Here is a 12,174-nt window from a genome sequence, read left to right as displayed (position 1 = left end):
AACGTTATTGTTGAAAATATTTTCCGCTTTAACATGATTTGCTTGATGTTGACACTTATACCATTTCAATTTAATCACTTTAGAAATACATCAAACACGACTGAAGAAGAAAAAATAACCACCATATTTGAAGAAAAACAATTGGCTGAAGAGCAGCATAAAAAATTAAGCGAATCCCCTCAGCTGCGAAACAAATCACATTTAACAAGCCTATTGTTGGGTTTTTGGATGTCTAGCTTAATGATGAATTTTATTCTAAGGCTAGATAAGTAAAACATACTTTTAATAATATCTTTTACTAGGGTTAGGTTAATACCCAGCTTTAAATAGACTAAATATTCAATGAATCCATTTCAGTTCTAATCAAAGCCTTTTCAGGCTATAATTTATCTAAATTTTTTCATCTTTTCTGTTTTTTCAATATGAGCAAACATGATTCTTCGCTTTCTAAAGATCAGTATAATTTACTGAAATCTTTTAAAAAGCAAATCACCAATCCGCATTCCTCAAATATTGCGAAGCAGCCTGAGCCTGTGCAAAAGACTGCGGAACAAGAGCAGGAAGATGACTTCGCGCTTTTTCAAAAGCAAATGCAAGGTGTAAAGAAAATGAACACCAGCAACATTGCAAAACTTGAAAAAGCGTCAAAGAAAAAACCGGATGCACAAACTTTAGTAAAACGTGCAGCGGCAACCGGCCCTATGGAAACGGATCAGGCCGAATTGTCCGATACGCAAGCCATGCTCAATCCAGTAGCCAGCCAAGCTTCTCTCAGCTATCGTATTGCAACTTTGCAGCATAAAGTATTTGAAGACTTAAAAGCCGGTAACCTGCGCTGGTTTGAAGCGGTTGACTTACATGGCTGTACTGTAGAAGAAGCACGTGTTGCAGTACTACAGATTATTCAAATGGCCAAAGATGAAAATCAGAATGTCATTAAAATTGTGCATGGCAAAGGGCCTGAAGCCATTTTAAAAACCTATGTCAATGGCTGGCTGCGTCAGCACCGTGATGTTTTGGCATTTGTCAGTGCGCCTGAAAAGCAAGGTGGCACTGGTGCGGTTCTGGTTCTGCTAAAACGAGCAGAAAAAAACCCTAAATTCAAACAGTAATCGGAATTTTTCCCTAAAACAGGGCATTGTAGCGGTTTTCTGCTACAATGCCGTCCTTGTTCAATATCAGTGTAAGTGAACACGTCTTATGTCTATGCAGCAATCCTACGCCAACATTTTAACTGCCGTTGGTGAAGATCTTAATCGTCCTGGTCTTAAAGATACGCCAATGCGTGCTGCTAAAGCTTTTTCGTATTTAACGTCTGGATATAGCAAAACTTTAGAAGAAGTCACCAATAGTGCAGTCTTCCCTTCTGACAACCGTGAAATGGTATTGGTAAAAAATATCGAATTCTATTCGCTCTGCGAACATCATTTATTGCCTTTTTACGGTCGTGTGCATATTGCTTATCTACCTGAAGGCAATGTGCTCGGTTTATCCAAATTTGCCCGTATTACTGAAATGTTTGCCCGTCGTCTGCAAATTCAGGAAAACCTGACTCAGCAAATTGCTGAAGCAGTGGCTGAAGTGACTAAAGCACGTGGTGTTGCGGTGATGATTGATTCTGCGCATATGTGCATGATGATGCGCGGTGTGGGCAAACAGGAATCAACTACCCGTACGGTTTCTTTTGTCGGTGATTTTAAAACCAATAAAGAAGAACGTCGTGAATTTTTGGCTGCTCTACCTGAAAGCTATTAATTTAATTCTAAAAAAGCCTCAATAGATATTGAGGCTTTTTTTATGTGTGGTTAAATACACTGCAAAAATTGATACATTCATAACTGAAGTACATATATTTTAGGATCGCTCATGTCGCAAATTTTGTTAGCAGGTCACGGTTCAACGCAAGCTGAAAAATCAATTGATTACCCTCGTCCTGATCGTTTGGTACAAGGTAATCCTAAACGTGAAACGTATAGCCTGTATGAACATCCAAATATGGAATGTGGCATCTGGCACTGTGAAGTGGGTAGCTGGAATATTCAGTTTGCCGACAATAAACAGGAATTCTTTCAAGTGATTGAAGGTGTCGTTCGCATCCATGACCAAGCGACTGCAACTTATATTGAAGTGAGCGCTGGAAATGCGGGGATTATTCCACCAGGCTTTGTTGGACGCTTCGAAGTAGTTGAAGCAGTAAAAAAATACTATGTTATTGTCGAAGCCTGACTTTTAAAAATATAACTCACCATAAATTTTCAAATAAAAAAACTCCCTGAATATGAGGAGTTTTTTATTCATCGATTTGATTTTTCCAGATTAAGAGCTCGCAACCTGCTTGGTGACTTGAATACAGTTTCGGCCATTATTTTTTGCCGCATAGAGTGCTGCATCTGCTGCATCCAGAAAACGCTGATAGTCTGGATGACCATCATAAAGTGCACAGCCAATACTGACTGTAAAATTAAAACTGATGCCCATAGTCGTACGAATGGTGGTTTCCTGAATCCTGCTACGTACGTGTTCTGCAATCTCTTGCGCCCGAACCAAATCACTGTCTACCAGCAGCAATAAAAACTCTTCCCCACCGACACGGAATGCATAATCACTGCCCTTAATGGAATCGAGCAATACTTCACCAATAAACTTTAAAGCCGAATCACCTGCTGCATGTCCAAATTTGTCATTAATCCGTTTAAAGTAATCTGCATCTATGGCCAGCAAAGACAACGGCGTATGGTTTTTACGTGAGAAATTAATTTCACGCGAAACAATGGTATGCAAATAGCGTCGATTGAGCAGTTGAGTGAGTGAATCACTGCCCGAGTCGATATAATCAGCCACCTGAAAAAGTTGATCGACCAGATGTTGAATCTCTCTATTGTTTTCACGAATATTCTGAATCAACTGAATGGCCTTCTCTCTTTCAGCAGCATCCAAAACTTGCTGACTCAGCGAATCAGTCTGGTAAATACGGTCAATAATAACCGAAACCTGCTCAGACCCAGTAAATGCATAAGCGGCTTTATGGATAAACCATAAGCCAAATTCAGATTTTGACAGCAAGGAATGCGTAAATTTCGGCTCATCCGAAAATACCTTGAACATCAGCTCATTTTCCCAGTCTAATAAGGAGCTGCGCTGTTTGTCCTTTTGCGAAGCTACATCCTGCATGGCAGAAAATAAACGATAGGTATGTTTTGTATCATTATTCTTTTCCAGATTGACTTCGTAGGAGCGACACATGATTTCGGAAGCAAAACCCAGTATCTGCACAATATACTCAGCAATGGCCAGAGTGTTTTCTTGTATCTGCTCGGTCTGAAGTAAAAAGACTTTCTTTTTAATTTCACCGACACCCCGCATAATCAGCCAGGATGGAATACCAATACGCGCATGGACTTTACCGACCATCAACTGCTTTTCGACAATCTCGGTAAAATTCTGCTGTAATGGCACATTAAAGCAATCTATTAACCATTTATTCAGCGTGGTTTTTAAGCGGTTCTGAACAACGTCATCCGATAAGAAATATGAAGCTTCCTTCTCCTGCATGATATTTTTATAAAACTCATGGACCAGTATCTGAGAATGCGTTTGAATAAATTGAAAAGTGTCATTTAAATCAGCTGTTGAAAAATCCTGACAAACCGACTTCCATTGTGCAGCAAGCGTGGCAATATTTTCAGAATTCATACAATTGATTCCAACAGCTTTAGAATATGAGGGAGATAATTATGTGACTAATATAACAAAATTTTACAAAAATAACTGTGTAAGATATTCGATGTTTTTCATAAATAATGGGGAAATAAATTTCTTCTCGTAAGCGATTAAAAAAATCGCACATATGCCGCACTGGTTTTCATCCAGTCTTTACTGTCTTGTTGTTGATAGTGCCAATTGAAACGAATTGCATTTTGCTTATTAAGGACATATTGCAATTGGGTATTCAGTTTCAGCTGCCATTGCTTGGAATCTTCCCAATACGGCAATTCTACTTGAATTAAAGAATTAATTTTATCTGACCAAATATTCTGACAGCCTATGCTTGGTCCCATCCCTATGCGCCAGCCCTGATTTAGAGCTTTTCCTGCCTGTATATGGTTTTGAATTTGTACATAACACAAATGCTCACGCTCGGGGTCTGCATAGCTATAGCCCATCTGAACTTGTAAATTGGCAATGCCATGTTGTTCATGTTCACTAAACTGACCATTTTGATCCAAAGCTTCCTGCTTCCAGCCAAAGTTAAACCCCCAGCTGAGTGGCGTTTTAAATGGAGTTATAGGGTTATAAGAGTTCACGTTGAGAAAATCAAAATGCTCCAGTTTCAGTTCATCATCACGATACTGGATTGAACCATCCCAAAACAGTAACTGGGTACCCGTCCGAAAACCTCCTTGCGGGTCAATCAGGTCATGATAAGCCTGTCGGTGTCCCAGCTCGACAAACTTTTCCCCCTGCACTTCCCCGATATTAACCGAAAAATGACGGGCATCATGGGCTTGGGTAGGGTCTACTTTAGGACGTTGCGGTTGTTGGCGCTGTTTTTCCAGATCAATTTCACTGCGCAAACTCAATAACTGACGTAACCGTGGCTGGGCAAAACTTGGCTCAACTTTACGCCCGATGAACTGTAGATATAAATCATCATAGGCCATTTCTAAAATTTTGGCGCGATCTCGTCCCTGATACTGTTCTAAAATAGTCGGCATGTCTTTTAGTTCAGCAAAAGCGACCTGATGTGCCACTTTGGCCAGGATTTTACCATGCTGTCTAACTTGTGATAGCAACTGGGTTTCTAAGGCAGGACGATAAACTGTCTCTTTGACCAAACCTTGCTGCTCAATGGCTTTAATGGTTTCTACCGGAATGGCTGCAACTTTAAATTGCCGTTTTAAATTCAGCGCTGGACGAACCAGATCCATTAAACCCAATAAACGATATGCACAGTTGTCACTGACAAAATAATAGGGAAAACTTACATGTTTCATTTCCCAAATATGCTGCACTAAAAATCGGGTTTCGTCTGGAGTTAGACTGAGTTCATATTCCCACAAATCACGGCTTTCCAGATCACCATATTCTTTGACCTTACGATAATAAGGCATTAAGGAATATTCTCCCGGATACTGCCCGGTTAGGCCATTCCATGCAAAAGACCAGCCTTCGCCATTCGTGACAGTTGCTGCATAATTCACGGCATAGGAAACTAAATTCAGTTGTTTTTGATCTTTAGGATCCAGACGCAACAAGGTATGCCCAAACATGGAACTGGGATTGCCCATAAAGTCGGTTGCATAGATTAGTGTGGCTTTATAGGGCTTGATCTGTCCAATCCAGTCCTCCAGTTCCGGGCAAGTGACCTTAGGTAATTGTTGTTCTGAAATATTGAGTTGTTGCATTAACCACTGACTGCGTGCCGGAAAGCGGCAACGTAGCGATTGATTCGGCTCTGACACTTGAAATATGGCTTGAATATTGGCCTGCAATTCTTGTTTTAAATCCGTTTTGCCATTGGGCGATAAGAAATAGCCAGCATAACTGACTTCACTTTGCCCTTTTTCATCAACATACATCAGCCTTTGCCAAGTAATGTCCTGATCTAGTTTTTGTTGTTCTGCATGATCGATATAGCGTTGAACTATTGGGGAATTTGCTGCCGAATAAGCAACGTTTGAGAACATTAAAGCAAAAACTAAAGCGAGTGGTTTCATGCAAATCGGGTATTTATGTTTTATTTAATAAGAAATGTTAAATAAGAAAAAACCCCGTCAGGATGACAGGGTTTTGTGATCAAGTCTTATACGTAGGCTTTCAGCACTTCATCTTTAGCCATCACAGCTTGTAAAGATGCCAAAACCTGGAGTGAATCGTGATTTTCTGCAGAATAAATTTTAGAGAAGTTTTGTTTAGATAGAGCAAAGAAACGGGCTTTATCTTGTGCTTTAATATTTAAAAGTTCAGCCAGTACATTCAGGCTTTCCCCTTCTCCAACTGCCATATCACGTGCCAGAGATTCAGCATTTTCATTGGTAAAAGTCACCGCTTGAGCAGTCACTGTACCTGTACCGCTACAACCTAGCGTACCAAAAGTAATACCGAATAACTGGTTGGCAAAAAGGCCATTGGTTGTTGCAGCAAGAATTTTAGGTACTTTACCGGATTGGCCCGCCCAGACTTGTGAACCGATACCACAACCAGCATCTCGATCTGCAAATGCCGCTGTAGAACCGAGTGCTACAACTGCAGCTAAAGCTAATTTTTTCAACATGGTTATTCTCCAAAATTTATTATTCAAGCGTTCTAATTCTTCACAATTGTGTAAATTTTATTACACCTCTGTAAGATAGCTACAACTTTCTTATAACGCAAAGCAATTCATACTAAAGTTATTTTTCACTATATAAACTTTTGAAGTTATTTGTTTTTTAAAGTCCAAACCCCATCTTTACTGCGATTACCCAGTATTTTTAACACTAACACCAGACTCAAAAGGAGCAACAAATACCAGGAACCCATCTTGCCCCAACCGACCATATGCCAGGCCTCGACTTGACTGGGGTACAACCAGATTCTGTAAAAGGTACTGATATTTTCGGCAATCCAGATCAGGAATGCTAAAACAATCAGTACGGGTAACATCGGTAGCTGAATCTGATGTTGTTGTAACTGAAAACGAATTTTGGTTTTCCAGAAAATGATTATGCTCCATGCAAACAGCACAAGGCGAATATCGGGAACGAAAAACTTGCTCATGAAGTTAATATAGGAAAGCACCGCCAAAGCCAGCATGTTGGGAAAGCTTGGCAGTTTCTCAAAGGATACCTGATACAGTCTGAGTGAGCGCGCAAAAAAGCTACCCACTGCTGAATACATAAATCCGGCAAATAAGGGTACCGTCAGTATTTTAAATACAGCCGGCTGTGGATATTGCCAGGATGCAATCTGTGGATGGGTCAGAAAAATTTCCATGCCCATAGCCAAGATATGGAACAAGGCAATGACTTTGGCTTCAGCCCACGATTCCAGTCTTAAATACAGTAAACAGGCCTGAATAATCAGAGCATAGAACAGCAGATAGTCATAACGGAACAAGCCATAAAACTCCTGACTCCCCATAGAGGCGGTCAGTGCAAAAGCAATCAGCAGTAATATCCCAAATAAGGCAGCCGAAGCTGCCTTAAATGAGAACTCAAAACATGATTTAAAAAAACTGATCAAGGTTGAATCCTAACAATGAATGAACTCATACATATTTAAAGATATTTAGCGCTGTATTCATGCACCGTATCAATAAACACTTTAGGATTCGCAGGATCAACCCACTGGGTAATACCATGGCCCAGGTTGGCCACATAACCGGTTTTCTCACCACCCGCATAAGCATCATCTAGCATGGCTTTCGTGGCTTTTTCAATCGATGCAGGTGTGCCATATAAGGTAGCCGGATCGAGGTTGCCTTGTAATGCAGCACGGCCATTCACGGTTTGACGTGCCACGTTCAAAGGTGTAGTCCAGTCCAGTCCAAAGGCATCAGCACCAGTTGCCACCATAGGTTCAAGCCACTGACCGCCGCCTTTGGTGAATAAAATGACCGGAACTTTACGTCCGTCTTTTTCACGTTTTAAACCGGCAACAATTTTTTGCATGTAATTTAGTGAAAATTCGATGTATTCACGATGTGCAAGCGCACCGCCCCAGCTGTCAAAAATCTGTACAGCTTGCGCACCGGCATCAATTTGCGCATTTAAATAATCAATCACCGCAATGGCCAAGCGATCCAGCAAGGCATGCAAAACGTCTGGCTGTGCATACATCATCTGTTTGGTATAGCGGAAATCCTTGCTGGAACCGCCTTCCACCATATAGGTGGCCAGTGTCCACGGGCTGCCAGAAAAACCAATCAGCGGCACTTGACCACCCAAGGCAGAACGGATGGTGCTAACTGCATTCATCACATAATCCAGATCGGATTTGGCATTGAAATTGGGCAAGTTTGCTACATCCTGCTCAGTGCGGATGGTTTTATGGAATTTTGGCCCTTCCCCGGCTTCAAAATATAAACCTAGCCCCAAAGCATCAGGCACGGTTAAAATATCTGAAAACAGAATGGCAGCATCCAGGTCATAACGACGCAAAGGTTGTAAGGTCACTTCACAGGCAAAATCATTATTTTTGCACAGGGAAAGGAAATCGCCTGCTTTGGCACGGGTTTCGCGATATTCAGGCAAATAACGTCCTGCTTGACGCATCATCCAAACTGGTGTGGTATCTACAGGCTCACGTAATAAGGCCCGTAGAAAACGATCGTTTTTTAGCGTCGTCATTTACTTTCCCATCTCATTTTTAATCTTCGAACCATCATAACAAAAAGGTCGAAAATTTAGTAACTTCTCTTGCAGCTAAAAATCGATCACGTTAAATGTAAAATAATTTTTACACAAAACAAATACTGCATCTCCTCATTTTTTCTGCAATACTTGCGTAGTTTTGTCACATAGTTAATGAATAATTCTTAAGGTTGAATTACATGTACGTTCGCACATTACTCGCCATGAGTTTAAGTTGCATTTTTGCAGGTACAGCATTTGCCGCATCCACTGCTGAACAACCATTAAATCCTAAAAAGATTACCAATATTGCCGTTCAAGATCCGATTGATCCATTGGCGACCGATGCCGCATCTGGTGCTGCAAGCACTGCGAATACGCAGATTACACCACAAGAACAACATGACCTGAACAAGGCTTCAGAAACCCTGCAAGATCTCCAAAATACTGAAGATGATAATGCTGCGATCGGTGCTGCACCGACAACAAAAACACTGAGCACACCAAGCAGTACAAGTCCTGCTGCGAAAGCATCCTGGACTTTAGAAGGTTTAAATAGCGCTACATGGTATGACAATATTGGTAAAGGCCAATTCCCTGTTTATGCACGTGCGCATGTAATGCTCAATAATGCCCATGCTTCTCCGGGTGCAATTGATGGCGCAAGTGGTAAAAATACCCTGAAAGCCATTGCATCCTTCCAGCAAATCAATGGCATTAAACCGACAGGTATTCTAACTCAGGAAACCTGGGATGCCTTGATTGCTCGCCAAGGTTCCAAACCTGCATTTATTGAATACACCATAACCGATGCAGACCTTAAAGGTCCTTATGCACAAACTATTCCGCACGATTATGCTTTGCAAGCCAAAATGAAAGGTCTGTATTACACGCGCGTAACGGAAATGTTGGGTGAAAAATTCCATATGGATGAAGACTTTTTGAAAAAGTTAAATCCTAAGGCAACTTTCAAAAAAGCCGGTGAGAAAATTATTGTGGCCAATATCCGCAATGAAGTTCCGGAAGATATTCACCTGATCGTTGCGCATAAAGGTGCGAAACAACTGTACTTATTTAATAGTCGTAACCAGATGATTGGCTCATTCCCTGCCACGATTGGTAGTTCAGATACTCCATCACCTACAGGTACTTATAAAATTACCGGTGTAGCGCAAAACCCATGGTACAGCTATTCACCAAGTAACTTTATTCAAGGTAAAAATACTAAACCACTTTCTTTACCACCGGGTCCTAACGGTCCTGTAGGTAATATCTGGATTGGTTTAAGTAAAAAATCTTTTGGTATTCACGGTACACCAAACCCGTCTGCTATTTCTAAAACAGCATCACACGGTTGTATCCGTTTGACCAACTGGGATGCCAATGATTTGGGTAAAAAAGTCAAATCAGGTGTAACAGTTAAATTCTTAGAATGATCCCGGTACACAGCATCAAAAAAAGCCTGCATTTATTGCAGGCTTTTTTTATAAACCGCTACTTTAACAATAAACAATATAAACACCATCATCGTTTCAAAAATAGGATGATTTGTTGCCGTTTTATGATTTCTATGACGTTTTTAAACCATTAAAATAAGTTCAAGTTAAAAATAATTTAGGAGCATCAACATGAATGCTTTTTTACATCCAAGTGACAACCGCGGCCACGTCAAAATGGGCTGGCTGGAATCTAAACACAGCTTCTCTTTTGGTAGCTGGTATAACCCAAAACTCATGGGGGTTAGTGCCCTGCGTGTGATTAATGACGACATTATTGCTGCACATAACGGTTTTGGCACACATCCCCATGACAATATGGAAATCTTAACCTGTGTACTGGATGGCACCATCTCACACCGTGACAGTATGGGCAACGAACGTCATATTTCTGCGGGCGAATGGCAACTGATGAGCGCCGGTACCGGTGTTCAGCATAGCGAAATAAACAATGGCGATATTCCAGTGCATATGCTGCAAATCTGGATCATTCCAAATGAACGCAATGCAGAGCCGAGATATCAGCAAATTTTACGTGATCCACGTGAACAGCCCAACCAATGGCATTTGATTGCAGGACCGAACACTGATGCACCGATGCACATCCGGCAAAATACTGAAGTAAAAACCGCGGTAATTGAACAAGGTCAGCATTTGCCTCTTGAAGCAACTCAACATATCAATTATGTGCATGTGATTTCAGGTGCAGTACAAATTGCCGAGCATAAAGTTGAAGCGGGTGGTGCAATTGCATTCCTTGAAGCCAGTCAGATTGAAGCGCTGGAAGATGCACAAGTGATCTGGTTTGATTTGCCCGAAGTGCAAAATTAAAGCTATTTTTATCACTCCCGATCCGAGATGATTATTGTCAAATAGTCATCTCGACATATTTAAATAAAATATAAAATTAATAGCTTAATATTTTAAATCTTGTTATCTCCCTACATCCGAAAAATACAAATTAAACCAATTTCCCTCATATTTTTACCTAAAAAAACCATCTTTTCTGTGAATATCAAACTGATCCATTTTTAAACAACCCAGTGAACTTAAATCAGTGACAGCCACGAAGATCATTACCCTGTAAAAGGTTAAATCGTTGGTAGAGCAGTTAAATTGGTTTTTAATAATCAGAAGAGAAAATCCATATGAACCCGATTTTGAATATTAATACCGCTCAACAACAGGCTTTGCTTTTTTTATTAGATTTTTTAAAACAACGAAACTATCAGTTTACTGCCATAACGCCACTTTCCCATCAACGTATCCTGGAACGAAAAGGGAAGAAAAAAAATACTGCAATTACACTTCGAGATATCTTTGGCTGGAATTTGGCATTTGCCGAAACTGATCTAGATCCCACCCTTTTTGCAATTCTGAAAGAAAATCAGCTCATCCATCTTCAGGGTCATCAATGGTTAAGTGATGTACGTGTCGCTTCACTCGATCATGAATTATTTATTCATTCCAGTTTCCCTACCGTTCAGCATGACTCGGTATTTTTTGGTCCCGATACCTATCGCTTTGCTTATCATTTAAAACAGTATTTAACTACCAAGCCTCAGTCTTTCAAGCGGGGTTTAGAATTGTGCTGCGGTACTTCAGCAGCTGCGATTAATCTGGCAAAATCCTGTCCCAACCTGAATGAAATTATTGTGGCTGATCTCAATCCTAAAGCATTGTTGTATAGTCAAATCAATGCGAAATTTGCAAGTTTGAATAACATCTATCCAGTTTACAGCAATTTATTTGGCCATCTGGAAGGACAGTTCGATCTTATTTTTGCCAATCCTCCCTATTTAATGGATGCAGATCAGCGGCAATATCGTCATGGTGGTAATATGCTGGATGGCAGTGAATTATCATTTAGAATATTACAAGAAGGTATTGAGCGACTTAATCCTCAAGGTTGTCTGTTTTTATATACCGGAGTGGCCATCCGTCCAGACGGTAATCCTTTTTTAGAACAGCTTGAAAAGTTAATGGTGTCTAAACCGAACATAAACTGGTGTTATGAAGAAATTGATCCCGATGTTTTTGGGGAAGAACTGGAGCAACCCGCTTATCAGCATATTGAACGGATTGCTTTGGTTTTGGTGAAGGCGGAGTTGATGGGTTAAAAATAGCTGTATTGTAAATATATTTAAAGGTTAAAAATTATTTAAGATCAATAGTTAGTTTAATTTCTTTATTACATTCAATTTTTACATAAAACAAAATTGCAGTCATTAAAAAAGCCCCTGTTTTCACAGGGGCTTTTGAATTTGGCGGAAGCGGTGAGATTCGAACTCACGGAGGACTCGCACCCTCGTCGGTTTTCAAGACCGGTGCATTAAACCGCTCTG

At 40.5% G+C, this 12,174-nt stretch carries 12 protein-coding genes; 7 read left to right on the top strand and 5 right to left on the bottom strand.

Annotated elements, in window-relative coordinates; all coding sequences use genetic code 11:
- Positions 1-45: 45 nt before the first annotated feature.
- The 4 genes from ACE01R_RS02555 to ACE01R_RS02540 all read left to right on the top strand — a co-directional run bounded on the left by ACE01R_RS02555 (position 46) and on the right by ACE01R_RS02540 (position 2,226).
- Positions 46-273: a hypothetical protein gene (locus tag ACE01R_RS02555; RefSeq protein WP_395545430.1), complete on the top strand. Its 228-nt coding sequence runs from the start codon at positions 46-48 to the stop codon at positions 271-273.
- A gap of 149 nt (positions 274-422) precedes the next feature.
- Positions 423-1,112, top strand: coding sequence for a Smr/MutS family protein (locus tag ACE01R_RS02550; RefSeq protein WP_395545428.1), 690 nt, complete (start codon positions 423-425; stop codon positions 1,110-1,112).
- 94 nt (positions 1,113-1,206) lie between these two features.
- Positions 1,207-1,755, top strand: coding sequence for a GTP cyclohydrolase I FolE (gene folE / locus ACE01R_RS02545; RefSeq protein ID WP_395546200.1), 549 nt, complete (start codon positions 1,207-1,209; stop codon positions 1,753-1,755).
- Positions 1,756-1,866: 111 nt separating this feature from the next.
- Entirely contained in the window at positions 1,867-2,226 is a 360-nt protein-coding gene (locus ACE01R_RS02540) for a cupin domain-containing protein (RefSeq protein ID WP_395545426.1), read from the top strand.
- Between the two features lie 90 nt (positions 2,227-2,316).
- Here the strand turns inward: ACE01R_RS02540 and ACE01R_RS02535 are convergent, their stop codons facing one another.
- From ACE01R_RS02535 to hemE, 5 genes are all read right to left on the bottom strand, one after another.
- Positions 2,317-3,693 (bottom strand): diguanylate cyclase domain-containing protein, encoded by a 1,377-nt coding sequence (locus ACE01R_RS02535; protein WP_395545424.1) that lies wholly within the window; start codon positions 3,691-3,693, stop codon positions 2,317-2,319.
- A gap of 137 nt (positions 3,694-3,830) precedes the next feature.
- A complete protein-coding gene (locus ACE01R_RS02530) occupies positions 3,831-5,717 on the bottom strand; it encodes a DUF4105 domain-containing protein (protein WP_395545422.1) in 1,887 nt (628 codons plus the stop codon).
- Positions 5,718-5,803: 86 nt separating this feature from the next.
- Complete coding sequence (locus ACE01R_RS02525) at positions 5,804-6,274, bottom strand: DUF3015 family protein (RefSeq protein WP_395545403.1); 471 nt, start codon at positions 6,272-6,274, stop codon at positions 5,804-5,806.
- A 146-nt stretch (positions 6,275-6,420) separates the two neighbouring features.
- Entirely contained in the window at positions 6,421-7,221 is an 801-nt protein-coding gene (locus ACE01R_RS02520; RefSeq protein ID WP_395546199.1) for a DUF817 domain-containing protein, read from the bottom strand.
- Positions 7,222-7,259: 38 nt separating this feature from the next.
- The gene (hemE, locus tag ACE01R_RS02515; RefSeq protein WP_395545401.1) at positions 7,260-8,330 is read right to left on the bottom strand and encodes a uroporphyrinogen decarboxylase; all 1,071 of its coding nucleotides are present in this window, start codon (positions 8,328-8,330) and stop codon (positions 7,260-7,262) included.
- Positions 8,331-8,533: 203 nt separating this feature from the next.
- On the opposite strand from hemE, the gene ACE01R_RS02510 reads away from it, so the two are divergent.
- The 3 genes from ACE01R_RS02510 to ACE01R_RS02500 all read left to right on the top strand — a co-directional run bounded on the left by ACE01R_RS02510 (position 8,534) and on the right by ACE01R_RS02500 (position 11,949).
- A complete protein-coding gene (locus ACE01R_RS02510; protein WP_395545399.1) occupies positions 8,534-9,769 on the top strand; it encodes a L,D-transpeptidase family protein in 1,236 nt (411 codons plus the stop codon).
- 192 nt (positions 9,770-9,961) lie between these two features.
- Positions 9,962-10,660 carry a pirin family protein gene (locus ACE01R_RS02505; protein WP_395545396.1) on the top strand — a complete coding sequence of 233 codons (699 nt, stop codon included), beginning with the start codon at positions 9,962-9,964 and terminating at the stop codon, positions 10,658-10,660.
- Between the two features lie 317 nt (positions 10,661-10,977).
- Positions 10,978-11,949 (top strand): methyltransferase, encoded by a 972-nt coding sequence (locus ACE01R_RS02500; protein WP_395545378.1) that lies wholly within the window; start codon positions 10,978-10,980, stop codon positions 11,947-11,949.
- Positions 11,950-12,174 lie beyond the last annotated feature (225 nt).

Origin of the sequence: Acinetobacter sp. BSP-28, from assembly GCF_044130285.1 — a bacterium.
In the GTDB taxonomy this organism is placed as follows: Bacteria; Pseudomonadota; Gammaproteobacteria; order Pseudomonadales; family Moraxellaceae; genus Acinetobacter.
This window is presented reverse-complemented; position numbering and strand designations above follow the sequence as displayed.